At 75.0% G+C, this 24,959-nt stretch carries 22 protein-coding genes; 13 read left to right on the top strand and 9 right to left on the bottom strand.

The features are described 5' to 3' along the window. The first annotated feature begins 32 nt into the window (after positions 1 to 32). Together FB454_RS00395 and FB454_RS00390 are read left to right on the top strand one after the other, a co-directional pair. Positions 33 to 1,562 carry a dihydrolipoamide acetyltransferase family protein gene (locus FB454_RS00395; RefSeq protein WP_041799260.1) on the top strand — a complete coding sequence of 510 codons (1,530 nt, stop codon included), beginning with the start codon at positions 33 to 35 and terminating at the stop codon, positions 1,560 to 1,562. Between the two features lie 547 nt (positions 1,563 to 2,109). Then, positions 2,110 to 3,381 (top strand): L,D-transpeptidase, encoded by a 1,272-nt coding sequence (locus tag FB454_RS00390; protein ID WP_041799038.1) that lies wholly within the window; start codon positions 2,110 to 2,112, stop codon positions 3,379 to 3,381. A 60-nt stretch (positions 3,382 to 3,441) separates the two neighbouring features. Here the strand turns inward: FB454_RS00390 and FB454_RS00385 are convergent, their stop codons facing one another. Further along, the gene (locus tag FB454_RS00385) at positions 3,442 to 4,461 is read right to left on the bottom strand and encodes an SMP-30/gluconolactonase/LRE family protein (RefSeq protein WP_013286594.1); all 1,020 of its coding nucleotides are present in this window, start codon (positions 4,459 to 4,461) and stop codon (positions 3,442 to 3,444) included. A gap of 185 nt (positions 4,462 to 4,646) precedes the next feature. On the opposite strand from FB454_RS00385, the gene FB454_RS00380 reads away from it, so the two are divergent. After that, positions 4,647 to 5,024, top strand: coding sequence for an STAS domain-containing protein (locus tag FB454_RS00380; protein ID WP_041799037.1), 378 nt, complete (start codon positions 4,647 to 4,649; stop codon positions 5,022 to 5,024). Between the two features lie 87 nt (positions 5,025 to 5,111). Here FB454_RS00380 and FB454_RS00375 read toward each other — a convergent pair whose 3' ends face one another. Further along, positions 5,112 to 5,480 (bottom strand): FKBP-type peptidyl-prolyl cis-trans isomerase, encoded by a 369-nt coding sequence (locus FB454_RS00375; protein WP_013286592.1) that lies wholly within the window; start codon positions 5,478 to 5,480, stop codon positions 5,112 to 5,114. A gap of 152 nt (positions 5,481 to 5,632) precedes the next feature. Next, positions 5,633 to 6,214 (bottom strand): DoxX family membrane protein, encoded by a 582-nt coding sequence (locus FB454_RS00370; protein WP_030272549.1) that lies wholly within the window; start codon positions 6,212 to 6,214, stop codon positions 5,633 to 5,635. Positions 6,215 to 6,432: 218 nt separating this feature from the next. Between FB454_RS00370 and FB454_RS00365 the strand changes: the two genes are divergently transcribed. Beyond that, positions 6,433 to 7,131: a CBS domain-containing protein gene (locus tag FB454_RS00365; RefSeq protein ID WP_013286590.1), complete on the top strand. Its 699-nt coding sequence runs from the start codon at positions 6,433 to 6,435 to the stop codon at positions 7,129 to 7,131. A 24-nt stretch (positions 7,132 to 7,155) separates the two neighbouring features. Here the strand turns inward: FB454_RS00365 and FB454_RS00360 are convergent, their stop codons facing one another. Continuing rightward, positions 7,156 to 7,878 (bottom strand): helical backbone metal receptor, encoded by a 723-nt coding sequence (locus FB454_RS00360; protein ID WP_013286589.1) that lies wholly within the window; start codon positions 7,876 to 7,878, stop codon positions 7,156 to 7,158. A gap of 31 nt (positions 7,879 to 7,909) precedes the next feature. Next, on the bottom strand, positions 7,910 to 9,001 hold the full coding sequence (locus FB454_RS00355) for a DICT sensory domain-containing protein (RefSeq protein ID WP_013286588.1): 1,092 nt from the start codon (positions 8,999 to 9,001) through the stop codon (positions 7,910 to 7,912). Between the two features lie 106 nt (positions 9,002 to 9,107). On the opposite strand from FB454_RS00355, the gene FB454_RS00350 reads away from it, so the two are divergent. Together FB454_RS00350 and FB454_RS00345 are read left to right on the top strand one after the other, a co-directional pair. Beyond that, complete coding sequence (locus tag FB454_RS00350; protein ID WP_013286587.1) at positions 9,108 to 9,974, top strand: PDDEXK family nuclease; 867 nt, start codon at positions 9,108 to 9,110, stop codon at positions 9,972 to 9,974. 314 nt (positions 9,975 to 10,288) lie between these two features. Continuing rightward, complete coding sequence (locus tag FB454_RS00345; RefSeq protein WP_114920518.1) at positions 10,289 to 11,551, top strand: hypothetical protein; 1,263 nt, start codon at positions 10,289 to 10,291, stop codon at positions 11,549 to 11,551. 206 nt (positions 11,552 to 11,757) lie between these two features. On the opposite strand, the gene FB454_RS00340 is transcribed toward FB454_RS00345, so the two are convergent. Next, on the bottom strand, positions 11,758 to 12,105 hold the full coding sequence (locus FB454_RS00340; protein ID WP_013286585.1) for a histone-like nucleoid-structuring protein Lsr2: 348 nt from the start codon (positions 12,103 to 12,105) through the stop codon (positions 11,758 to 11,760). 234 nt (positions 12,106 to 12,339) lie between these two features. Between FB454_RS00340 and lon the strand changes: the two genes are divergently transcribed. Next, a complete protein-coding gene (gene lon, locus FB454_RS00335) occupies positions 12,340 to 14,676 on the top strand; it encodes an endopeptidase La (RefSeq protein ID WP_013286584.1) in 2,337 nt (778 codons plus the stop codon). 103 nt (positions 14,677 to 14,779) lie between these two features. Here the strand turns inward: lon and FB454_RS00330 are convergent, their stop codons facing one another. Both FB454_RS00330 and FB454_RS00325 read right to left on the bottom strand, forming a co-directional pair. Next, positions 14,780 to 16,537 carry a DEAD/DEAH box helicase gene (locus FB454_RS00330; protein ID WP_013286583.1) on the bottom strand — a complete coding sequence of 586 codons (1,758 nt, stop codon included), beginning with the start codon at positions 16,535 to 16,537 and terminating at the stop codon, positions 14,780 to 14,782. 118 nt (positions 16,538 to 16,655) lie between these two features. Then, on the bottom strand, positions 16,656 to 17,483 hold the full coding sequence (locus FB454_RS00325; RefSeq protein ID WP_013286582.1) for a hypothetical protein: 828 nt from the start codon (positions 17,481 to 17,483) through the stop codon (positions 16,656 to 16,658). A gap of 132 nt (positions 17,484 to 17,615) precedes the next feature. Between FB454_RS00325 and FB454_RS00320 the strand changes: the two genes are divergently transcribed. From FB454_RS00320 to FB454_RS00310, 3 genes are read left to right on the top strand one after another with little or no spacing between them, the layout of a single operon-like run. Beyond that, the gene (locus FB454_RS00320) at positions 17,616 to 18,761 is read left to right on the top strand and encodes a sensor histidine kinase (protein WP_013286581.1); all 1,146 of its coding nucleotides are present in this window, start codon (positions 17,616 to 17,618) and stop codon (positions 18,759 to 18,761) included. Then, on the top strand, positions 18,758 to 19,363 hold the full coding sequence (locus FB454_RS00315; protein WP_013286580.1) for a response regulator transcription factor: 606 nt from the start codon (positions 18,758 to 18,760) through the stop codon (positions 19,361 to 19,363). Before FB454_RS00320 ends, FB454_RS00315 begins: the two co-directional genes overlap by 4 nt. A 44-nt stretch (positions 19,364 to 19,407) precedes the next feature. Further along, entirely contained in the window at positions 19,408 to 19,941 is a 534-nt protein-coding gene (locus FB454_RS00310) for a 2'-5' RNA ligase family protein (RefSeq protein WP_013286579.1), read from the top strand. Between the two features lie 37 nt (positions 19,942 to 19,978). On the opposite strand, the gene FB454_RS00305 is transcribed toward FB454_RS00310, so the two are convergent. After that, positions 19,979 to 22,174 carry a glycoside hydrolase family 43 protein gene (locus FB454_RS00305; RefSeq protein WP_013286578.1) on the bottom strand — a complete coding sequence of 732 codons (2,196 nt, stop codon included), beginning with the start codon at positions 22,172 to 22,174 and terminating at the stop codon, positions 19,979 to 19,981. A gap of 125 nt (positions 22,175 to 22,299) precedes the next feature. On the opposite strand from FB454_RS00305, the gene FB454_RS00300 reads away from it, so the two are divergent. The 3 genes from FB454_RS00300 to FB454_RS00290 all read left to right on the top strand — a co-directional run bounded on the left by FB454_RS00300 (position 22,300) and on the right by FB454_RS00290 (position 24,944). Then, positions 22,300 to 23,043: an ArsR/SmtB family transcription factor gene (locus FB454_RS00300; protein WP_013286577.1), complete on the top strand. Its 744-nt coding sequence runs from the start codon at positions 22,300 to 22,302 to the stop codon at positions 23,041 to 23,043. Between the two features lie 105 nt (positions 23,044 to 23,148). Continuing rightward, complete coding sequence (locus tag FB454_RS00295; protein ID WP_244879613.1) at positions 23,149 to 24,153, top strand: cytochrome P450; 1,005 nt, start codon at positions 23,149 to 23,151, stop codon at positions 24,151 to 24,153. After that, entirely contained in the window at positions 24,150 to 24,944 is a 795-nt protein-coding gene (locus FB454_RS00290) for an isocitrate lyase/PEP mutase family protein (protein ID WP_145822302.1), read from the top strand. The genes FB454_RS00295 and FB454_RS00290 overlap by 4 nt, the downstream gene beginning before the upstream one ends. Positions 24,945 to 24,959: the final 15 nt, after the last annotated feature.

The raw sequence follows: 24,959 nt of genomic DNA, 5'->3' as shown, positions 1-24,959 counted from the left end.
AGGGCCGTGAGGGCATGCCCGGCCGGCACACCATGACCACGGCTGTGGGGAACCGGGACTTCCTTCTGCCGGACCTCGGGGAAGGACTGAGCGAGGCGGAGATCGTCGAGTGGCGGGTCGCAGTCGGCGACGTGGTCACAGTGGACCAGACGGTGGTCGAGGTGGAGACCGCCAAGGCCGTGGTCGACGTGCCGTGCCCGTACGCCGGACGGGTCGTGGCCCTGCACGGCGCGGCCGGTGAGGTACGCCCGGTGGGCCAGCCGCTGATCACCATCGCCCCGCTCGACGACGCCCCCGATCCGCACGCCACCTACCGCGAGGAGGAGCGGGCCGGCTCCGGCAACGTCCTGATCGGCTACGGCACCGGCCACGGCGGCACGGGTCGGCGGCGGCGCCGTCCGCGGCTGGCGCTGGCCCCCGAGCCCGGCACGCCGGTCACGGCGGACCTGGCGTCCGGTCCGGCGGCCGGCTCTCCGGCTCCGGCGGGCTCACAGGCTCCGGCGGGCTCACAGGCTCCAGCGGGCTCTCCGGTTCCGGCCGGCCCGGTTCTGGCCGGTTCATCGCGTCCGGCGGGCTCGGTTTCGGCTGGCTTGTCGGCTCCGAACGGCACGGCCGCCTCGGCGGACCGCACGGCTGAGCCGGAACCGACCGGCGTGCAATCGGCGCCGCTCGTCATCTCGCCGATCGTGCGGCGGCTGGCCAAGGAGCACGGCATCGACCTGGCGTCGCTGCGCGGAACCGGGCCGGGCGGCGTGATCCGCCGGGCCGACCTTGACGCCGCCGTGGCCGCGCCCGCTGCTCCGGCGGCCCGGCTGGCAGCGGTGCCGGACGCCCCGGCCGCGCACGTCGGGCTCGCCCCGGCCGGCGACGGCGACACTGTCATCCCGCTCACCGGCATCCGCAAGGTGATCGCCGACAAGCTCTCCCGCAGCCGGCGGGAGATCCCCGAGGTGACCATCTGGGTCGACGTGGACGCCACCGGCCTGCTGGAGACGCGCGCCGCGATCAACGCGGCCACCCCTGACACGCCGGTGAGCATCCTGGCGCTGCTGGCCCGGATCTGCCTCAGCGGCCTGCGGAAGTACCCGCAGCTCAACGCGCACGTCGACACCGAGGGCCAGCGGATCGTCCAGTCCGCGGGCGTACACCTGGGCATCGCCGCGCAGACCGACCGGGGCCTGGTCGTGCCGGTGCTGCGCGACGCGCAGCGGCTCACCACCCGGGAGCTGGCCGCCGCACTCGCCGAGACCACTGCGGCGGCCCGGGCCGGCACGCTGCCGCCGGCGCGGCTGACCGGCGGGACGTTCACGCTCAACAACTACGGCGTGTTCGGCGTGGACGGCTCCACGCCGATCATCAACCACCCGGAGGCGGCGCTGCTCGGCGTCGGCCGGATCGTGGACAAGCCGTGGGTGGTGGACGGGCAGCTCGCCGTCCGCAAGGTGACCCAGATCAGCCTCACCTTCGACCACCGCGTCTGCGACGGTGGCGTGGCCGGCGGCTTCCTGCGCCACGTCGCCGACTGCGTCGAGCAGCCCGCCCTCTTGGTCGCCAACGTCTGACCCCGCCCTCCCGGCCCCGGCCCCGGCCCTCCCCACGGAGAGCCGGGGCCGCTTCCGTCCCCGCCGCCCGCCCGCTCGCGATCTTGCACTTGCGGCCCGCGGTGTGCCCGATTCGCACCCTTCTCCAGGGCCAGGGCCGAAACTGCAAGATCGCGCGGCAGTGGTGCGGGCGGCGCGGCGGCAGTGGTGCGGGCGGCGCGGCGGCGGTGGCGGGTGGCGCGGACGAGAGCCGGGCTCGGCCGGCCTGCGGCGTCCAGCGCCGCCCTTGCGAGATCGTTGTTCCGACGGGTGGGACCGGTCGAGATCTTGGTACGAAAGTGCCCCTATGGGGGCCGTTTCGTACCAAGATCTCGCTCTGCCTCGCGCCCGGCGGTGGGTGAGGGGGTGGGGAACCGGGCGGAGGGCGCGTGGGGCGCAACCGGGGACGGGAATTACCTGTCCGGCACAATTCGCGCAGCTGTTTCCGAGCAATTCCGCCGAAGGTGCCACGGCGGGATCCCAGGCCTACAGAATGTGGGCGAGAGGGTTCGGAAATGGGGGGCGAAATATGTTTGCGAGGCGCCGACTGACGCTTTTCGCGATGACCGTCGCAGCCGCGCCGCTGGCGGTCGGCGCGTGTACCGCCGGCCCGAAGTCGGTGACGAAGCGGGCCGAGGCCGCGCCGCCGTCGGTCGCCGTGACGCCGGCCGACCGCACCCGGGACGTGCCGATCAGCGCGGAGGTGGGGACGAAGGTCAGCAACGGCAAGGTGACAGCCGTCAAGCTGACCGACGACAAGGGCAACGCGGTGCCGGCCCAGCCGCGTGAGGACGGCTCCGGCTGGGTGCCGGACCGGCCGCTCGCCAATTCCCGGACGTACACCGCGGAGGTGACCGCGACCGGCGATTCGGGCAGGACCGCCACGCAGAAGACGACGTTCACGACAATGGCGAAATCCACCAAACCGGCAGTCACCAGCGAATTGTATTTCCGGCCGAATCAGACGTACGGGACGGCGATGCCGGTCGTGCTCGGATTCGACCCGCCGATTCCGAAGGAGGCGCGCGCGGACGTCCAGCGCCGGCTGTTCGTGAAGACCGACCCGCCGCAGCCGGGCACCTGGTCGTGGGTGGCCGACGGCAAGCAGGCCGAGTACCGGGCGCCGGACCGGTGGAAGCCGGGCACGAAGATCAGCGTGCGCAGCGCGTTGCAGGGTCTGCCCATCGGCAAGGAGGCGATCGGCGACTCCGACCGGGTCGCGAGCGCCAAGGTCGGCCGGCAGGTGACGCTCGACATCGACAACGAGGCCAAGCAGATGACCGTCTACCAGGACGGCAAGGTGCTCAAGAAGATCCCGGTCAGCCTCGGCAAGCCGAGCACGCCGACGTCGAGCGGCAACATGGTGATCATGGAGAAGCACGAGCACACCACGTTCGACACCCGCGGTGAGCCCAACGGCGGCTACGTGGTCGACGTGGACGACGCCCAGCGGCTGACCTGGGGCGGCGAGTTCATCCACTCGGCGCCGTGGTCGGAGGGCGACCAGGGCAGCACGAACGTCTCGCACGGCTGCACCAACGTCTCGGCCACCGCCGCGGACTGGCTGATGGGCTTCACGCAGGTCGGTGACCTGGTGACGGTCAAGGGCACCGAGGTGAAGCTCGACCAGGGCAACGGATTCACCGCCTGGAACGTCGGCTGGGACGAGTTCGCCAAGGGCAGCGCGCTGCCCGTACCGGCGGGGCTGAAGCCCACGCAGAGCGCCACGCCGCACCCGGGCGCGGTGGCCGGCGGGTCGTCACCGGCCCCGGCCCCCTCGCGGAGCAACAGCGGCGGCTGAACCTGGGGAGGAACGGCCAGGGGGCCGGCCCGCGTCCGCGCGGGCCGGCCCCCGTCGCGCTCAGTCCAGGCCGACGCGGGCCACCCCGGTGGCGGTCAGGCTGCCCAGCCAGAGGTGGCGGCCGTGCTGCCGCACACCGGTGACCATCGGGTACGCCCCGCTCGGGCCGTGCAGCGTGCGCAGCACCCGGCCGTCGCCGTCGACCAGCGCGACCAGCCCGTAGCGGCGCGGCTGCGGCTGCACCGCGCCGGGCAGCAGGGCCACGATCTGCCGCACCCGGGGATGCGGCAGCAGCCGTTCCATGGCCCGCAGCCGCGGGCTGGGCAACGCGACCCAGTAGGTGCCGTCGCCGACGCCGGAGATGTTGTCCGGGTACGCGGGCAGGTCGGTGAGCACCGTGGCCCGCCCGCTGGGCAGGTCGACCCGCAGCAGCCGGTGGGTGGCGGTCTCGGCGAGCATCAGCGCCGACTCGTCCGGGGTGAGCGCGAGCCCGTTGGGGAAGTAGAGCCCGTCCGCGACCACGTCGGTGCGCCCGGTGCGCCTGTCGTACGCGAGGACCCGCCCGTTGGGCCGATGCTCCAGCAGGTCGCGCTTCCAGTGCGAGAGCGGGAACCGGTCGGACGAGTCGGTGAAGTAGACGGTGCCGTCGCGCCCCACCGCCGCGTTGTCGGCCAGGTGCACCGGCGGCGCGGTCCCGGTCAGCTCCTGCACCCGGCCGGCCGGGTCGACCCGCAGCAGCCCTCGGTAGGCGTCGCAGACCAGCAGCCCGCCGTCGACCGGATCCCGCTCGATGCCCAGCGGCCGTCCGCCGGTCTCGGCCAGCAGCGTCGGCGGCGTGCCGGGCGGGGAGTCGGCCGGCCACCACCAGAGCCGGCCGTCCTCGTCGCCGCTGACCACCCGGCCGTCGCCGTCGACCACCACGTCCTCCGGGCCGTGGCCGCCGGCCGGCAGCGGCAGCAGGTCGGCCCGGTCGAGCCGGGTGTCAGCGGGCGACCAGGGGCCGGTGAGCGGCGGCGGCACCGTCGCCGGCTCGCGGACCGGCCGGATCAGCAGTGGCGCTCGCGGGCGGGGGACGACCATCGGCTCATTGTGGCCCGGCGGCGTCGCGCTGGGCAGCCCCCGACGGCGTTTCGCCGTTTCCCGCGCGACGTGGCGTGGCGGTTGCGGGATGACCCTGAGACGGCTCGGGGTCGGTTCCCGGACACTACCCGGAACCCCTGCCGCGAGGTCCGGAAATGTCGGTGGGCCCGGGTAGGTTTGGCCGCATGGTACACAGCGGTGAGCGCTTCCACGTGGTGACGGACGTGCACGATCACGTGGTCGAGCTGCGCCCGGTCGGCGAGATCGACATCGCCTCCGTGACGGCGTTCCGGGCGGCGCTCTGGGCGGCGCCGGCCCGGCCGGTGCTGCGGGTCGACCTGTCCGGTGTGCGGCTGCTCTCCGCCGCCGGGGTCCGCGCGCTCGTCGCCACCCACCTGCGGGTGCGGGCCCGCGGCGGCGAGCTGGTGCTCACCGACCCCGACCCGGTGGTGGCCCGGGTGCTGCGGGTGACCGGCCTGCACCGGGTGCTCCCGGTGCGCTGCACCGACCGCGCCCAGGATCCGTCCGGCCGCGCCCATGAGCTGATGGCCTGCGCGGCCTGAACGGCCGGCGGCCCGAGGGCACGCGGCCCGGGCGCACGCCGGGCCGCCGGCGCGGAAGCCGACGGCCCGATGTGAACGGCGTTGCGCTCAGCGCACGCCGAGCAGGTCCACCACGAAGACGAGCGTCTCGTTCGGCTTGATGACGCCGCCCGCGCCCCGGGCGCCGTAGCCCAGGTGCGGCGGGATGGTGAGCTTGCGCCGGCCGCCCACCTTCATGCCCACGACGCCCTGGTCCCAGCCGGCGATGACCTGGCCGCCGCCGAGCGGGAACTCGAACGTCTCACCCCGGTTCCACGAGGCGTCGAACTCGCGGCCGTTCGAGTGGGCCACGCCCACGTAGTGCACGCTCACCAGCTGGCCCGCGCGGGCCTCCGGGCCGTCGCCGACGGTGATGTCCTCGACGACCAGATCGGCGGGCGGCGCGCCCTCGATCGGGCCGATCTGGGGCTTGTCCATGAGCGGGTCTCCTCGGTGCTGACGGTGTGGTCACAGTCGATCCTGCCGGATCGCGACCGGCCGATACGCGCCGGTCCCCGCACACCGGCGTGGCGGGTACACGAAAGAGGCGGGCGTCGCCTGTCGGCGACGCCCGCCCCGGGGCGAGCTGGTCACTTCAGCCAGGGGAGACGCTGGACCAGGGGGAGCCTCGCCCAGGCCCGGCCGAGGCCGAGGGTGTTGCCGGCGCCCACCAGGGCCAGGCCGGCCAGCAGGCCCGCGTAGATGAGGTGGTCGTCCATGAAGGGGTTGTTCGCCGGGGGCAGCACGGCCGTCCACATCAGGACCAGGAGCAGACCGCCCGCGACGGCGGCGACCCGGATGCCGATGCCGAGCATCAGGGCGACACCGATGCCGAGCAGGCCGACCATGAACAGCCAGTCCGCCCAGGCCGCGCCGGCCAGGTTCTGGTAGATGCCCGCGAACGGTCCCTCGACGGCGTGTCCGAGGAAGCCCTTGGTGGGGCTGCCGCCGTTGATCCAGGCGTTCTTCGCCGGGGTCTCGTGGCCGAGGCCGAACATCTTGTCGAGGAAGGCCCAGAGGAACACCCAGCCCAGGGCGAGCCGCAGCCCGGCCCAGACGTACCGGGTGGCCTTCTGGCGGGTGGTCTCGGTGTGCGCCGCCGGAGCGATGGTGGCGGCGGGGGTCCGCTTGACGGCGGGGGTCCGCTCGATTGTCGCGGTCATGGTCTCCACGTCCCTTCCTGTGCCTCGCACCGCGCTTCCCGGTGGCACATTCATTCCACCGCCGCGCGGCGCCCGGGAGCAGGGCCGAGAGGTGCCCTCGTGACCGGGTCATTGGTCCCGTCCGTACCCGGTCCGGTCGGCCCCTCGCAGCCGGTCCGCCGCCCCTGACCAGGCCTTACGCCGGCGGCCTACCGTCGCAGGTGGAGACCCGGCACGAGGAGGTCGTGATGAGGACGTGGCAGGTTACCGACGTGATGACCAGGGACGTCGCCACGGTGACGGAGGAGACCCCGTACCGCGAGGTCGTCGACGTGCTGGTGCGGCAGCGGATCAGCGGTGTGCCGGTGGTGGACTCGTTCCGCCGGGTGCTCGGGGTGATCTCCGAGGCGGACCTGCTGCACAAGGTGGAGCGGTCCGGTCACCCGGACGAGCGGCGGGTCTTCGAGGGACGGCGCCGCCGTACCGCGCGGGAGAAGGCGGGCGCGCTCGTCGCCCGGGACCTGATGACCGCGCCCGCGGTCACCACCCACGAGCGGGCGTCGCTCGCGGCGACCGCCCGGCTGATGGACCACGAGGCCGTCAAGCGGCTCCCGGTGCTGGACGACCTGGGCCGGCTCGCCGGCATCGTCACCCGCGGTGACCTGCTGCGCGTGCACCTGCGTTCCGACGCGGAGATCCGCGAGGAGGTCGTGCACGAGGTGCTGCGGCGGGTGCTGTCGGTGCGCGACGGCCTGGTCACGGTCCAGGTCCGCGGCGGCGAGGTCACCATGGACGGGCGGCTGGACCGGCGTAGCGCCGTCGAGCTGGCCGGCCGTCTCGCCGCCCAGGTCGCGGGCGTGGTCGCGGTGCACAACGCGATCGGGTACGACGTGGACGACACCACGCTGATGGAGCTGGACCCGGTGCACGCCACCCCGGTCGCCTGAGCGCCGCCACCCGGGCCCCGCCGGTCAGGTGGGGCCCTCGGTGGCGAGCTGGGCGGCCAGCAGCGCGGGGGCCTCGGCCAGCGACGGCCCGTACCAGGTGAGGTGCCGGCCGGACACCAGCGCCGCCGGCACACCGGGGAACGCCTCCGGCCCGTCGTCGGCGGTGAACCGGTACGGCTCGTCGGGCAGCACCACCAGTTCCGGCGCCCGGGCGCGCAGCTCGTCCAGGCTCGGCCGGGGATAGCGTTCCGCGTCGTCGGCCCAGCCGTTGCGCACACCGAGCCGGGCCAGCACGTCCCCGGCGAACGTGTCCCGCCCCAGCACCACCCACGGCCGTCGCCACACCGGCACCACGGCGGTGCGGACGCGTCCCGGCGCGGGCAGTGCGGCCCAGGCACGGCGGGCCTCGCGCAGCCACTGCGGCTCGGCCGGCGCGCCGAGCGCGTCGACCAGCTCACCGAGCTGGTCGAGGGCCTCCGGCACGGTACGCGGGAAGGTGACCCGGACCGGCACCCCGGCCGCGCGCAGCGCCTCGGCGTCGGCCAGCCGGTTCTCCTCCTCGTTGAGCAGCACCAGGTCCGGCTCCAGGGCGAGCACCCGGTCCAGGTCCGGGTACTTCGTCCCGCCGACCCGGGCGACGTCCAGCCCGGCCGGGTGGGTGCACCAGTCGGTCGCGCCGACCAGCGCCTCCGGGCGGGTGGCCGCGACCGCCTCGGTCAGCGACGGCACCAGCGACACCACCCGCACCGCGTCTCCTCCCCTTGAGCCGGACCGCCGGTCAGCGGGCCGCCGCGGTCACGGCGTCGGCGGTCTCCGGCGGCAGGCCCGCCACCGGCAGGCCCTTGCGTACCGCCCAGTCGACTGCGGCGCGCAGGTCCGCGGTGGGCAGCGGCCGCCGGGTGGTCACCCCGACCGCCGCGTGCACTGTGTACGCCATGAACGGGTACGACCGGGCCAACGCGCCGATCGCGTCGTGCAGCCGGCGTACCACCTCCAGCGCGGCCGGTTCGTCGAGCCCCGGCAGGAGGAGCTGGAACTCGTTCTCGGTGACGCGCAGCGCGCGGTCGACCGGCCGCAGCACGGCGGTGATCGCGGTGAGCACGGCGTGTCCCTCGCGGGCGACGCCGCGGCGGCCGAAGCGTTCCGGCGAGCCGGGCGGCGCGTCCACCCGCAGGCCGACCAGCGCCACCGGCAGGGTGCCGGAGGCGGTCACCCCGTCCGCGCCGGACCACCGGGCCAGGCCGGGCTCGTCCAGCATCGTCTCGGCCGGCTCGACCGGCTGGTTGTTCCGGTCGCCGCGGCGGGCCAGCAGCCGCAGCGCCGCCTCGGCACGCGGTTCGCCGGGCCCGGCCGGGATGTCCCGCACCCGGGCGATCGCCTCGTCCAGCGCGGTACGCGCCGCGGCGGGCAGCCGCTCGGCGAGCTGTTCGCGCAGCCGGATCGCCTCGTGCAGCGCCTCGTCGCGGCGGAAGCCCCAGCGTCCCTCGAACAGCCGGCCGGACTCCAGCGTCGGCGCGGGCGCCACCTCGGCCCGGTCGTGCGCGACGAGTGTGGCGCCGAAACGCGGGCTCAGCGCCACCACCGTCCACTCCCGGGCCAGCGCCTCCGCCTCGTCCAGCGCCACGCCGTAGGTACCGTCGGGCAGGTCGGGCGGCGGTCCGCCGACCATCGCCACCACCGTCACGGCGGCGCGGCCGGCGATGCGCCGGTAGACCTCGCGCTCCCGGGCGAAGTACGGCAGCCGCTGGAACAGCGCGAGCACGACGAGAGGGCCGTCCTCGGCCTCGGCGAGCGCCGCGCGTTCGATGGCGTGGGAGACGGTGACGAGACTGCGTTTGGTGAACTGTTCCGGGGTCCGTCCGCTGGGCACGGGCAGAGCCTAGAGGGACGGGCGCGGTAGCGCACCGGTCGGCCGGACCGGTCGTGCCGCACGGCCTACACTCGGGCGTCGACCGGACGAGGGGGATCGGGGCGAGATGACGAGCACAGGCAGCGTGACCGCCTCCTGGCTGCGGCCGATCCCGCCCGGCGCCGCGCCGTCCCTGGTCCGTGCCGGCCACCTCGGCCACACCGGGCGGCGGCTCGGCGACCTGGTGCAGGGCCGCCCGCCCGGGGTCACCGGCAGCCAGTGGAGCACCGCCGGGCGGGCGTCGCTCGACCTGGTGGTCTGCGCGGCCGACACCGGGCTGCCGCGTTTCGCGGTGCGGTTCACCGTGCCCGCCCCCGACGGATCGGCCGCGCGACGGTCCGAACGGCTGACCGACGCGGTCTGCGTCGCCGTCGGCCTGCCGCTGGTGCGCGTCGAGTCGCCGACGCTGGGCGGCGCGGAGCAGGTCCGCCGGTTCGTCGAGTACGTGCTGGACGCGCGGGCGTACGCCGACGGCACCGACCCGGACGGCGGTGACACGGTCGGCTTCCGGGACATCATCGGCCGGCTGCCGGACGGCCGGCGCGGACCGGTGAACGACCTGGGCGCGCTGGCCCGGGTCGAGGCGGTCGAGGCGTACGTGGCGGGCCGGATCGCCGACCCGATCGTGCGCGGCCTGCACGTGCGCTGGACCGACGGTCCGGCGGAGGGCTGGGCCTGGGCCGAGGTGCGGCCCGGCCGTTGCCTGCTGGAGCGGGTACGGCTGACCTCGCGCGGTTTCTCCTGCGGCGTCGACCCGGGGCGGCTCGCCGAGGACCTGGCGGCTGTGGCGCTGGGGGAGCGGTTGCGTGACCTCGACGGTGCCGCGCCGTCCCTGCTGGACCGCGACGAGCTTCTCCGGCGGGTACGCGCGCTGGCCGCCCGGCGGGACTCCTTCGACGGCGGGTTCGCCTTCGATCACCTCTGCGCCGACTGAGCCGTCCGTCCTCGCCGGCGAGGACGGCGACTTTTCGATTTTTTTCCGATCTCCGGTTGAACCTTCGCCGACGGCGCTCCGTACCTCATCGGGAATGGACGCAGATCTTCCCCGCCGCGCCCGGACGGCGCGGAGACGGTGCGGAAAGGGCATCGTCGGCCATTGACGCGCGACTGAGCGTCGCAGTGATCTCACACCCCGAATTCGTCGGTCCGCCGGGATCACCAGTCAACTACCGGATCGTGAAGGAGAGCAATTCGATGCGCAGGTCCACACGGGCGCGCCGGTCATCCGGTAACGCGCGGAGCAAGCGGATGCTGGCGGTTGTCGGCACGCTCGCGGTCTTCGGCGGCATCGTCGCCGTCACCCAGATCTCGTCCGCCCAGGACCGGCGGACGACCACCCGCGCCGCCTCGGCGTCCTGCGTGCCCGCGAGCCCCGGGGCGACCGCCCCGGACGGCCAGGGCAGCACCACCCGTACCTGGCAGAACGGCCGCTGGGTCCGCAACCACTGGGGCGACGGGCAGATGTCGCCGGCCGAGTGCCAGCAGACCAACGCGGGCGGCGCGGGCGCCGGCACCCCGACCGTGGCCTGCCCGGACGTCCGGGGCCGGCTGCCGCAGGTGCCCGGTCAGGCCCGTGCCGAGGTGGACCGCACCCTGGCTCTGCTGGAGTCGCAGATCGCCGACGCGAACCGGCGGCTCGCGGCGGAGGGCCGCAAGGGCGGCGAGTTCATCAACAACGCGATCCTGCGTCCGCTCGCGGACAAGCGGACCGCGGCGCTCAACCGGATCGCCACCGCCATCGGCCGGGTCGCCCAGCGCCCGCAGGGCCTGGACCAGCTCGCCCAGTGTGCGGTGACCGACACCCCGCAGAACGGCGGCCAGAACGGCGGGAACAACAACGGCGGTCAGAACGGCGGCAACAACAACGGGGGCCAGAACGGCGGCAACAACAACGGCGGTCAGAACGGCGGGAACAACGGCGGCGGGAACAACAACGGCGGCGGCCAGAACAACGGTGGCGGCAACGGCCTGAACGTGCTCGCCAAGGACTGCTCCGGCAGCCAGCTCCAGGCGCACGACGGCTTCCAGAACGGCAACCGGTGCGTGAGCACCGCGTTCGGTGAGGTGGGCGCCGCGGCGAACAACCCGTCGCTGCTGATCACGCAGTTCCCGAACCAGGTGCGGCGCAACCAGCCGTTCACCCTCCGGGTCACCACCAAGAACCTGGTGCGGGACCGCTTCCTCGCCGCCGGCCAGGGCGGCTACTACCTGGAGAGCTCGCTGCTCAACGGCCAGGGCCTGGTGCGCGGCCACTTCCACACCGCCTGCCGCATGCTCGGCAGCACCCGGCAGCCTCCGAACCCGCAGGACGTGCCGGCCTTCTTCGTGGCCACCGAGGACGGGCGGGGCGGCAACCAGCCGGACGACGTGCTGATCCAGATTCCGGGCCTGGCGCAGTCGGGCGTGGCGCAGTGCGCGGTCTGGGCCGGTGACGGCTCGCACCGCATCCCGATGATGGAGCGGGCCAACCAGACTCCCGCCATCGACGTGGTGCGCATCCGGGTCAACTGAGCGGGCGAACGGCAGCGGCCGTCCGGGGGACTCCTCCGGGCGGCCGCTGCCGTTCCCGCGTACGGGCACGGTGGAAGGTGATCCCGGAAGAAATTTCGTGCCGGCGGTATCCGGCCGGATGAAAAGCGCTGACCGTAGAAAGCCGATCGGGCCCCCGCCGATTTCTCAGCGTGACCCCGGGATGCCCGACGGTGAACCGGTGGCGGTCAGCGGTTCTTGTACGCCTCGACCACCGACACCGGGATGCGCCCGCGCTCGGAAATCTCGAACCCGTTCTTGGCGGCCCATTCCCGGATGGCGCGGTTCTGCTCGCGGTCCATTCCCGAGGTGCTCGGCCGGGCGGTGCGGCGGGCGCCGCGGGCGACCTCGGTCGCTCCCCGGCCGATTCGCCTGCCAGCGCTGATGTACGGATCCAGCGCCTTGCGCAGGACGCCCGCGTTCTCGTCGGAGACGTCGATCGTGTACGCCACGCCGTCCAGGCTGAACTCGACGGTCCGATCGGCCTTTCCGCCGTCGAGGTCGTCGGTCAGAACGGTGATTACTTTCCTTGCCATCGCCATTACTCCCTGTGTCGGGCGGGGTGTGGCTAAGAGTTTGACCTACCGCGCGGTAATTCCGCAACAATAGCCGACTGTTTCCATTCGGCGGGTCGCGGTAAAGGGCGCCGCCATTGGGTGCGGAGCGCGGGAACGCGGCCCTTCGTAGTGGCGTGGGTCACAACCCGGAACAAGGGGCACGTTTTGTTACTTGAGCCAGACACGCTCAACCAACGTGATGGCAGGTGTTCGATGGCAACTCTTCCGGTACTCCCACTGACCGACGCCGTCCTGCTGCCCGGGATGGTCATCCCGGTGACCCTCGACCCGACCACCCAGGCCGCCGTCGACGCGGCCCGCGCCACCGGCGACAAGGAACTCCTGGCCGTACCCCGCCTCGACGGCGAGTACGGCTCCGTCGGCGTGGTCGCCACGATCGAGAAGGTGGGCCGGCTGCCCAGCGGCGAACCGGCGGCGGTCGTCCGCGGTCTCACCCGCGCCCGCATCGGCTCCGGCGTGCCCGGCCCCGGCGCCGCGCTCTGGGTCGAGGCGACCGAACTCGACGAACCCGCACCGGCGGGCCGCGCCCGCGAACTCGCCCGCGAGTACCGCGCGCTCATGACCTCGGTGCTGCAGCAGCGCGGCGCCTGGCAGGTGATCGACGCGATGGAGCGGATGACCGACCTGTCCGAGCTGGCCGACTCGGCCGGTTACGCGCCCTGGCTCAGCCTGACGCAGAAGACCGAACTGCTCGCCGCGCCGGACGTCACCGCCCGGCTGGAACTGCTCGTCGGCTGGGTGAAGGAACACCTCGCCGAGCAGGAGGTCACCGAGCAGATCAACAGCGACGTCCGCGAAGGGCTGGAGAAGTCCCAGCGCGAGTTCCTGCTCCGCCAGCAGCTCGCCGCGATCCGCAAGGAACTCGGCGAGGACGAGCCGGACGGCTCCGCCGACTACCGCTCCCGGGTGGAGTCCGCCGACCTGCCGGAGAAGGTCCGCGAGGCGGCGCTGCGCGAGGTCGGCAAGCTGGAGCGGGCCAGTGACGCCTCACCCGAGGCGGGCTGGATCCGGACCTGGCTGGACACCGTCCTGGAGATGCCGTGGAACACGCGTACCCAGGACAACATGGACCTGGCCGCGGCCCGGGCCGTGCTCGACGCCGACCACGCCGGCCTGGCCGACGTGAAGGACCGCATCCTGGAGTACCTCGCGGTGCGCAACCGGCGCGCGGAGCGCAACCTCGGCGTGGTCGGCGGACGCGGTTCCGGCGCGGTGCTGGCCCTGGCCGGTCCGCCCGGTGTCGGCAAGACCAGCCTCGGCGAGTCGGTCGCCCGGGCGCTGGGCCGCAACTTCGTCCGCGTCTCCCTCGGCGGTGTCCGGGACGAGGCGGAGATCCGCGGTCACCGGCGCACCTACGTGGGCGCGCTGCCCGGCCGGATCGTGCGGGCGCTGCGCGAGGCCGGCTCGATGAACCCGGTCGTGCTGCTCGACGAGGTCGACAAGCTGGCCGCCGGCTACTCCGGCGACCCGGCGGCGGCCCTGCTGGAGGTGCTCGACCCGGCGCAGAACCACACGTTCCGCGACCACTACCTGGAGGTCGACCTCGACCTGTCCGACGTGCTGTTCCTGGCCACCGCCAACGTGGTCGAGGCGATCCCCGGCCCGCTGCTGGACCGGATGGAGCTGGTCGCGCTGGACGGCTACACCGAGGACGAGAAGGTCGCCATCGCCCGGGACCACCTGCTGCCCCGGCAGCGGGAACGGGCCGGGCTGACCACCGACGAGGTCACAGTCGCCGACGAGGCGCTGGCGCTGATCGCTGGTGAGTACACCCGGGAGGCCGGCGTCCGGCAGCTCGAACGCGCTCTCGCCAAGATCTTGCGCAAGGTCGCGGTCGCGCTCGCCACGGACTCCGCGCCGGTGCACGTCGACGCCGGCAACCTGGCCCGCTACCTGGGCCGGCCCAAGTTCACCCCGGAGTCGGCCGAACGGACCGCAGTACCCGGCGTGGCGACCGGACTCGCGGTCACCGGCGCCGGTGGCGACGTGCTGTTCATCGAGGCCACCACGATGGAGGGTGAGCCGGGGCTGACGCTCACCGGCCAGCTCGGCGACGTGATGAAGGAGTCCGCGCACATCGCGTGGTCGTACCTGCGGTCGAACGGGCGGCGCTACGGGCTGGACCCGAACGCGCTGGCCGGGCGGCGGATCCACCTGCACGTCCCGGCGGGCGCGGTGCCCAAGGACGGCCCGAGCGCCGGCATCACCATGGTGACCGCGCTGGCCTCACTGGTGACCGGGCGGCCGGTTCGGCCCGAGTTCGGAATGACCGGCGAGGTGACGCTCTCCGGCCGGGTGCTGCCCATCGGCGGCGTGAAGCAGAAGCTGCTCGCCGCGCACCGGGCCGGCCTCACCGAGGTGATCATCCCGAAGCGCAACGAGCCGGACCTGGACGACCTGCCGGCCGAGGTGCGGGAGGCGCTGACCGTGCACACCCTGTCCGACGTGGCGGACGTGCTCGCACTGGCGCTGCGCCCGGTCGAGATCGGCACGGAGTCGCTGGACGGTCCGGCGCTCGCCGCGGCCTGACGACCGTCGCCCCGGCCACCGTACGCACGGTGGCCGGGGCGCCGTCGTGGTCCGCCCCCTGTGGTCTCCACGCCGACCGGCACGGAAGCCGGTCGCGCCGGGCTCAGCGGCGGTCGCGCCGCTCGTAGCCCCGGTCGCGGCGCTCGCCCGGCCCGTCACCGTCCCGGTCCCGGCGTACCGTCGCCTTGCGTCCCTTGATGGTGGTGCCGCGCAGCCCCGCGATGATCTCGTCGGCGACCCCCTGCGGCACCTCGACCAGCGAGAACCGGTCGGCGATCTCGATCGAGCCGATGTCCCGGCCACTGATGCGGGTCTCCCCGGTGATCGCGCCCACCAGGTCCTGCGGCCGTACCCCGGCCCGGCGGCCCAGACCGATGAAGACCTGGGTGGTGCCGCCGGTACGCGGGCGCGCCGGACCCCGGCGCTCACCCCGCCCGCCGGCCTCCGGGCGGCCCTCGCGCGGACCCCGGACCGGAACCTGCGGGATCTCCTCCTCGTCGTCCGAGCCCGGCGACGTCGCCTCGTGCGCCAGCTTCACCGCCGCCAGCGCCACCTCGACCAGGTCGAACTCGTCGGTGAGCGACTCCACGATCGCCCGGTACGGGTCGAGGTCGTCCTCCAGCAGGCTCTCCCGCAGCGCGCCCTGGGTCAGCTCCAGCCGCCGGGTACGCATGTCCGCGACAGTGGGGATCTTGTCGATGGCGATCCGCTGGCCGGTGACCCGCTCGATGGTCTTGAGCATCCGGTGCTCACGCGGCTCGGCGAGCGTGATCGCCACACCCTCCCGCCCGGCCCGGCCGACCCGCCCGATCCGGTGCACGTACGACTCCGGGGCGGACGGCACGTCGTAGTTGACCACGTGGGTGAGCTGCTCGACGTCCAGGCCACGGGCGGCCACGTCGGTGGCGACCAGCAGGTCCGCCGTACCGGCGCGCAGCCGGCCCATCACCCGGTCCCGCTGCTCCTGGCTCATCCCGCCGTGCAGCGCCTCGGCCCGGTAGCCCCGGCCGTTCATCGTCTCGGTGAGCCGGTCCACCTCCTCCCGGCTGCGGCAGAACACGATCGCCGCGGTGGGCGACTCCACGTCCAGCACCCGGCCCAGCGCGGCCGGCTTGTGCGCCCGGGCCACGATGTACGCGCTCTGCCGCACCCGGGGCGCCTCCCCGGCGACGGGCCGCTCCCGCTCGATCCGGATGCGGACCGGGTCGGTCAGGTGCTGCCGGGCCAGCCCGTCGATCCGGGCCGGCATGGTGGCCGAGAACAGCACCGTCTGCCGGCCGGCCGGAGCGTGCTCCAGGATCGCCTCGATGTCCTCGGCGAAGCCCATGTCGAGCATCTCGTCCGCCTCGTCCAGCACCACCGTGCTCAGCGCGCCCAACCGCAGCGTGCCCCGGGCGATGTGGTCCAGCGCCCGGCCGGGCGTCGCCACCACCACGTCCACCCCGTGGTCGAGCGCACGCAGCTGCCGGCCGATCGGCTGCCCGCCGTAGATCGGCAGCACCCGGGCGCCCAGGTCCTTGCCGTAGCGGTGGAACGCCTCGGAGACCTGCACGGCCAGCTCCCGCGTCGGCACCAGCACCAGCGACACCGGGTCGCCGTCGGCCCGCCCCACCGGCATCCGCTGCAACAGCGGCAGCGCGAATGCGGCGGTCTTGCCCGTACCGGTCGCCGCCTGGCCCAGCAGATCCTGCCCGGCCAGCAACGGGGGGATGGCCTCCCGCTGGATCGGCGTCGGTTCCTCGTAGCCGAGCGCGGACAGCGCGCCCAGCAACTCGGTGCGCAGCCCGAGATCGGCGAAGGCGATGCCGTCCTCGGCGTCGGCGGGAAGGGCGGGGTCGGTCGGGGTCGGTGCGGCGTTCATGCGACAAGCTTTTCATCACCGCCGCGCGGCGGTCGCGGCGACCGGGTCAAACGTTCGCCGCGCCACCTGTGTGCCGTCCCCTCCGGGTGATCCGGCGTGGCCCCGTGCCCCCGCCGGATCACCGGGACAGGACGGCCAGCAGCGTGGTGAGGCCCACTCCGACGTCGAACACCGCGCACCACAGCGCGTACCCGCGCGGTACCACCGCGCCGGTGCGGTGGTACCAGCCGTCCCAGGCCGCGTGGACGAGCCAGCCCACCCCGACGAGCACCCCGGCGACGTCGGCGGACGCGATCATCGCCACGACCGCCAGGCCGCCCCACACGGCCGCCCCGGCGAGCTGCGCCGCCAGCGCGCGCCGGTCGCCCCACTGCCGCCGCCAGGTGCCGATCAGCAGGTAGCCGGCCGGCAGGACCAGCAGCGTCCACGGCGCGAAGACGCTGGGCGCGAACCACATGTCCACCGTCATGAGCAGCCCCAGCCCGGCGGGCCACCCGCGCGCCACGGCCGCGGCGACCGGGTGCCGGCGCGGCGGCGCGGTGGCCGTGTGCCGGTGCCGCAGCGCCACCAGCAGCATCGCCGGCACCATCAGCAGGTGGCCGCCGAGCAGCAGCGTGTCGTCCCCGACCCACCCGGCCCACCAGGGCGGGAGCAGCAGCAGGAACGGCACGTACATGGCCGCCGACATCTCCGCGGTGGCGGCCCGGCCGTCTCCCCGGTACCACATCCACGCGGCCATGCCCGCCGCCATGTTCGTCGCCATCACCAGCGCGCCCACGTCCGGCCGCGCCAGCACCGCCGCACCCCCCAGCAGGTTCCCGCCCACCTGCCACAGCGGCCCGAGCAGCACCATCCCGGCCACCATCGCCACCACCATCCCGGCCAGGTGCCGGGTCCGCGCCCACCCGGCCCACCGCCGGGGTACGCCCACAGTCATCTCCGTCATGCCCCGACCCTGCCGCCGCCCGGCGCACCGGAGAAGGCGCGTCAGTCATCGGGAAACCGTGCGGATCGCACGGTCCGGCCGTGACGTTTCTCGGGGGTGGGCGGGGCGCCGCACGCCCTAGGATCGGCGGGCATGACAGTCGATTCCGCTGACCACCGGCTGCGCCGGGCCCGGCGGGTCACCCTGCTGTCGCTGGCCACGAACGTGTGGACCACGGTGCTGCTGCCCGTCGTCGGCCTGGCCCGCGAGCCCGACCCGGTACGCGTCGCGCTGGGCGCCGCCGGGCTGCTCGGATTCGCGGTCGCCCAGATCGCGGTGCTGCACGCCGCGGTCACGCCGTGGCTGCCCGTACCGGCCCGTCGTCGCCGGCACGCCGCGCTGATCGCGGCGGCGCTGCTCAGCCTGCCGCTGCTCGGCCCGGTCGCGGCCGGAACCTGGCCCACCTGGGCGTGGCTGGGCGCGTCCCTGGTCGGCATGACGCCGCTGCTGTTCCGGCCCGTCGTCGCGGTGGTGGCGGCGGCCGGCGTCCTCGCGGTGTCGGCCGTCGTCACCTGGTCGACGGGCGGGCCGGTGACCACGGCGCTGCTGGTCACCGGCGTGGTGGGCGCCGGGATCGCCGCGCTCACCTGGGTCCAGGTCTGGTTCTGGGACCTGCTCGTCGAGGCCCGGCAGGGGCAGGCCGCCCAGGCGCGCCTCGCCGCCGCCGAGGAACGGCTGCGCTTCGCCCGGGACGTCCACGATCTGCTCGGCCACGACCTGACGGTGATCGCGCTCAAGGCCGAGCTGGCGGAGCGGCTGGCGCCGCGCGACGCCGGCCGGGCCGCCCGGGAGGCGGCCGAGGCCCGGCGGCTGGCCGGCTCGGCGCTGACCCGGGTCCGGGCGGCGGTGCACGGCTACCGCGCGGTCGACCTGGCCGAGCAGGCCGCGGCGGTGGGGGAGGTGCTGCGTTCCAGCGGCGTCCGCACGACAGTGGTCCCGCCCGCCGGTGAGGTGCCCGCGGCGGTCGCCGCCGACCTGGCCGCCGTGCTGCGTGAGGCCGGGACGAACGTGCTGCGGCACAGCCGGGCCGGCTGGTGCCGGATCGAGATCACCCGGGAGGACGGCGTGGTGACGCTGACCGTACGCAACGACGGCGTCCGCGACGACGCCGGACCGGACCGGCTCAGCGGCGGTCTGCGCGGCCTGGCCGACCGGCTCGCCCCGGCCGGCGGACGGGTTCGGGCCGATGCCGCCGACGGCGTGTTCAGCCTGGTGGCGACGGTGCCGGTGACGCCGTGATCCGGGTACTGCTGGCCGACGACGAGGAGCTGATCCGGCTCGCCCTGGCCGCGCTGCTCGACCTGGAACCGGACATCGAGGTGGTCGCGCACGCCCGCGACGGGCGCAGCGCCCTGGACGCGGCGCTTGCCCACCGCCCCGACGTCGCCGTGCTCGACCTGGAGATGCCGCCGCCCGGCGGCGTCGAGGTCGCCGCCGAGCTGACCCGGGCGCTGCCCGGCTGCGCGCCGGTGATCCTCACCGGACACGGCCGGCCCGCCCAGCTCCGGCCGGCGCTCACCGCCGGGGTACGCGGGTTCCTCGCGAAGGGCGCCCCCGGCGGCGCGCTGGCCGACGTGATCCGCCGGGTGCACTCCGGGGCGCGTTACGTCGATCCCGCGCTCGCGGCCGACGCGCTCACCCTGCCGGAGTGCCCGCTGACGCCGCGCGAGCTGGAGACGCTGCGGCTGGCCGAGCTGGGCACCCCGGTCGCGGTGATCGCCCGGCGGACCCATCTGGCCGCCGGAACGGTCCGCAACCATCTCAGCGCCTGCGTGCAGAAGCTCGGCGCCGCCGACCGGGCGGAGGCGGTACGGCGGGCGCGCGAGGCCGGCTGGCTCTGACGTACGGGGCGTCGCGGGCGGCTGACGCCGACTAGCCTGATCACGTGCGGACGGTCGAACTGCTCTGCTCTCCCGAACTGGAAGCGGCGGTTCGCGCCGCCTGGGACCGGCTCGCCGCCGCCGGGCTGCCCAGCCTGGCCCGCAACACGCACCCGACGAACCGGCCGCACCTGACGCTCGCCTCGGTCGAGGAGTTCCCGCCCGGCGTCGAGCAGCGCCTGGCCGACCTCTGTGACGCGGCGCTCCCGCTGCCGGTGCGGCTGGGCCGGGTGGCGGTGCTCGACGGCAGCGCGCCACTGGTGTGGCTGGTCCGCCCGACCCCGCAGCTCGTCGCGCTGCACGGCGCGGTCTGGGACGTGCTCGCCGAGGCGTCCGGCGGGCACTCGTGGCACCAGCCCGGCCGGTGGGTGCCGCACCTGAGCCTGGCGCTGCGGTTCGGCGCGGCGGACCGGCGCCGGGCCCGGGCGGTCGCCGGGGCACATCCGCCGGCCGGGGCGTTCGTGGCGGCGCGCAGCTACGACGGCGACACCCGCACCATCAGCGAGCTGACCACCGCCTGCCCTCGTTCCGGCGGCTGAGCGGGGCCGCCCCCAGGGGAGGGGACGGCCCTGGACGTCAGCGGTGGAAGCGCAGGTAGTCGAACTCGGCGGTCACCGCTGGTGTGGCCCCGCCGTGCGCCACCAGCCCGATCCGCGGTGTCGTGTCCGCCGGGAACGTCCACACCGCGCCCCACGTCCAGTGCTTGCCGTCGCGGCTGGACCCGGCCCGGAACTCGTGCTCGCCGTTGACCGGGTCGACCCGGTGGGCCAGCCGCAGCCAGGTGGTGGTGCCGGGGGTGCCGACGATGCTGCCGCCGTACACCGGCTGACCGGCGAACGGCAGCTCGTAGCCGTACTCGACCTGACGGGTGTTCCAGATGGCCACCTGGGTCAGCCGGGCGAACCGGTCGTCGTCGACGTACGCGACCAGGCCCGCCTGCTGGTAGTTGCGCACGCTGTCCTCGCCCAGGTCGAGCGTCACCTTGGTCTCGGCGACGTAGTTCCCGGCCGGGGCGTCGCGCAGCAGCACCCCTGCGGTGTTGCCGGCCCCGGACAGGTCGGCGTCCTGCACCGGCCAGCGCAGCGCGCCGCCGGACACGGTGGCGGCCGGGTCCGGGCGTACCCACCGCCACGCCGGGTCGAGCCCGCCGGTGAACTCGTCGGAGTAGCCGCGCAGCACCGGTCCGACCCGGGGGTCGGGGACGGTGTGCCGCGCCGGACGGTACAGCCGGACGGCGCTGACGTTGTCGAACTCGGCCGGGCCGCCCTCGGCGCGCACTGACAGCTCACCGGCGCCGGGGCGGGGCAGCCGCAGCGACACCTGGGCGACCGGGTCGCCGAGGCGGGACGGGCTGAGCGTGGCGACGAGCTGCCGCCCGCGTACCTCGATGGCGAGATTGTGGCGGTCGCCCAGGTCGAGGCCGGGGGGCAGCACGGTGGTCGCGGCGCCCGCGCTCAGCCGGCCGCGCCCGACGCGGACGTCCACGCCGTGAAGCCGCAGCCCGGCGGTGGCCGCGCCGGTCAGCCGCAGGTCGGTCTCCGCGCGCAGGTCACCGCCGATCCGGGTACGCGAGGTGAGCGTGCCGCTGCCGGTCAGCACCCCGCCGGCGGCGTGCCAGCGGCACTGTTCGGCCCGCCAGCCGCGCAGGTCGGCGGTGGCGAAGCGCGCGTCGACCGGGCCGGTGGTGACCGGCGCGGGCCGGATGCTGTCGGAGGGACCGGCGCCCGCGTTGACTGTGGGCCACCCGTCGATCCAGTCGAGCCGGTCCAGGAGCATCGGCCGCTCGTTGACGCCGAACGGCTCGTCCAGGTACGGGTCGGCGCGGTCGATGGCGTGGTAGGCGATCCAGTCCTGCCCGGACAGGTCGGTGAGCACCGCGTTGTGCCCGGTGCCGATCCAGCGGTTGCCGTTCTGGGTGAGCACCGGTGTGCCGCCGGCCCGGGACACGTCGAGGCGCTGCCCGTCCCGGTCGGTGAACGGGCCGCGCGGGTCACGGGACCGGCCGACCTGGACGGAGTAGCCGGTGGCCGGCCCGGCGCAGCAGTTCGCGGTGGACGCGAACAGGTAGTACCAGCCGTCGCGGCGCAGCACGTACGCGCCCTCGAACTTGTTGTCGATAGCGACGGGCGTGGGCGTGCCGACCGCGCGCAGCCCGTCCGGGGACAGCTCGGTGACCGATATGCCGCCGTAGTAGCTGCCGTAGTAGAGCCAGTGGCTGCCGTCGGCGCCGGTGAGCTGGCTGGGGTCGATCGTCCACAAATAACCGCCGCCCCCGCCCGGTCGCGGCGCGACCACGGGCGTGTCGGCGAACGTCCACGGCCCGGCCGGGCTCGGCGCGGTGGCCACGCCGACCGCGGTGTCGAACGTGTCGTCGGAGACGCCTGTGTCGGTGACCGTCACGTACATCACCCACCGGCCGGCCACCCGCCGCACGTCCGGTGCCCAGAACGCGGCGCCGGGAGCGGCGTAGGCGGGCCGCTGGTCCGGGGCGAACGCGTCGCCGGCGTAGGTCCAGTCGACCAGGTCGGCGGAGCGGGCGATCGGCACGCGATGCGTGCGGCCCTCGCCCTCGCGCAGCGGGTCGGAGGTGCCGAAGGCGTACCAGAGTCCGTCGTCGCCGCGCACCACGACCGGGTCGGCGAAGGTGTCGGCGAACCCGGCGGAGACCGGGTTGCGGTAGCGGTCGGGCCCGGCGGCGGACGCGGGGGCCGCGCCGGCGAGCAGAAGCGTGAGTACGGCGGCGAGCGCGCCACCGCGGCGGAGGTGTCCCATCGGGCCTGCCCTCGGGGATAGACGGAGGTGCGGTGCCACCGTTTCTACAACGTTGGAGAGAGTGCTGTAAAGAACCCCCTGACCGTTCGGCGCGGCCCGAACCGTGCCCGTGTCAGCATGGGCCGATGACCACCGGTGCCGACGGCCGCGGACTCGCCGGGTTCGCCGCGCTGCTCGCCGACCCCACCCGGGCCGGCTTCTGCCTGGCCCTGCTCGACGGCCGCGCCTGGACCGCCGGGGAACTGGCCCGCGCCGCCGGGGTCGCCGCGTCCACCGCGAGTGACCACCTCACCCGGCTGGTCGCCGGTGGCCTGCTCGTCGAGCAGCGGCAGGGCCGCCACCGGTACGTCCGCCTCGCCGACCCGGGCGTCGCCCAGATCGTCGAGGACCTGGCCGCGCGGGCGCCCGCACCGGCGACCCCGCCCCGCACGTTGCGCGCCGCGTCGGCCGGCGCCGCCCTGGCGTACGCCCGCACCTGCTACGACCACCTGGCCGGGCGGCTCGGCGTGCTGCTGCACGACGCCCTGCTCGACCGAGGCGTCCTCGACCGCACCGGCGGCCTCGCGCTGACCGGGGCCGGCATGACCTGGCTGGACCGTCTCGGTGTACCGGTCGAACCGCTGCGCGCCACCCGGCGACCCCTGGTCCGCGACTGCCTGGACTGGACCGAACGGCGCCCGCACCTGGCCGGCGCGGTCGGGGCGGCGTTGTGCGGGCGCTTCCTCGACCTCGGCTGGACCGCGCGCGGCACCGGCCGGGCGGTACGGCTCACCGCCACCGGGCGGGACGCGCTGGCCGAGGCGCTCGCCGTCGACCCGGCGCTGCTGGCCCCGCCCGCCTCCCGCGACACCGGCCCGGCGCGCGCCTGACCCGCCCGTGCCCCGCGGCACCCGTCCCGCCCGCGCCGGGCCGCCGGATGTGCCCGGCCGGATCGTTCGGTTCGGGCCGAACTGTCGGCGCCCTACGGTCGGACGATGGATTCACCGACGATCACGGCTGCTCCGGGCACACCGCCCTGCGGGCCGCCGACCTCGGACGACGGCGGCTGGGTGGTCACCCGGTACGCGGACGTCGTCTCCGTCCTGACTGATCCCCGCTGCGTGGTGCCGCCCGCCGAGCAGGCGCCGGAGGGCGGCCTGGCATGGCTGCGCGCCTCGGTGAGCCGGTTCAGTCCGCCGGACCGGCATGCCGCGCGGCGAGCCGTCGGGGTGGCGGCGCTCGACCCCCTCGACCCGCGGGAACTGCGTGTGGCCGCGGAACGGCTCACCGGGCGGATCCTCGACCGCGCCGCGACCGGGGACAACGGCGGTGACCGGGTGGACGTGACCGGTGACCTGGCTCGGCGCGTACCCCTCGTGGTGCTGGCGGAGCGGCTCGGCCTGGCCGACCCGGCGGCGGCCGTCGCGGAGGTGACGGCGGTGGCCGCCGCCTACCACCCGGGCGCCGAACCGGCGGCGGTGCGGCGGGCGGACCGGGCGGTGGCGGCGCTGCTGGCCATGTCGCCGCCCGCTCCGGCCGAGGTGACAGCGAACCGGCTCGGGCTGCTGGTGCAGGCCGCCGACGCCACCGCCGGGCTGATCGTGGCCGCCGTCCGGCACGGGCTCGCCGCGCCGGACGGGCTCGGGACCGACGCGCTGCTCGCCGAGGTGCTGCGCCTCGACCCGCCGGTACGGGTCACCCGCCGGGTCGCCGCCGACCCGCTGAGCCTGGGCGGCCAACCGGTGCGCGCGGGGGAGCGGCTGCTGCTGCGGTTCGACGCCGCCAACCGCGACCCGGCGGCCTTCCCGGAGCCGGACCGCTTCCGCGCCAGCCGGGCGAACGCCGCGCTGACGTTCGGCGCCGGTCCCCGCGGCTGCCCCGGGCAGCGGCACGCGCTCGCCCTGGCCGCTGGCGTGGTCGGCGTGCTGCGCCGCCGCTGCCGTCCCGCCCGCCCGACTCCTGACGTTCCGACGACCCGACTCGAGGTGATCCTGCGATGACCGACCGGTACCGCGCGTTCCGGGAGCTGCACCGGCCCGGCGACCCGTTGCTCCTGCCGAACGCCTGGGACCACGCCTCCGCCGCGGCGCTCGCCGCCCGGGGACATCAGGCGATCGGCACGACGAGCCTGGGCGTGGCGGCGGCGGCCGGGCGGCCGGACGCGGTCCGCGCCACCCGCACCGAGACGCTGGAGCTGGCGTACCGGCTGCGGAACCTGCCGGCGCTGCTGACTGTGGACGTCGAGGACGGCTTCCACGACGACCCGGCGGAGGTGGCGCGCTTCGTCGGCGAGCTGGCCGCGCTCGGCGTGGTCGGCGTGAACGTGGAGGACGGCCGCCCGGACGGGCGCCTGGCCCCGGCGGAGCACGTCGCCGCCGTGATCGCGGCGGTCCGCGCCGCCGTACCGCAGATCTTCGTCAACGCCCGCACCGACGCGTGGTGGCTGGGCGTGCCGTCGCCGCTGGACGAGGCGCGGCGGCGGGCGGCGCTGTTACGGGCCGCCGGGGCCGACTGCCTGTTCGTGCCGGGCGCGCCCGACGAACTGGTCGGTGTGCTCGCCGCCGAGGCGGGGTTGCCGCTCAACGTGCTGTACCGGCCGGGCGGCCCGGACCTGGCCGCCCTCGGACGGCTCGGCGTGGCCCGGGTCAGCACCGGCTCACTGCTGTTCCGGGCGGCCCTCGGAACGGCGCTGCGCCTGACCGACGCGATCGGCGCCGGGCGCGACGCGGGCCTGCCGGCACCGCCCACGTACGAGGAGGTGCAGGCGCTGGTGCCACCGTCCGCCACCTGATCGGGCGCATCGGGG

This window comes from Micromonospora sp. CNZ297, assembly GCF_007827625.1.
This window is presented reverse-complemented; position numbering and strand designations above follow the sequence as displayed.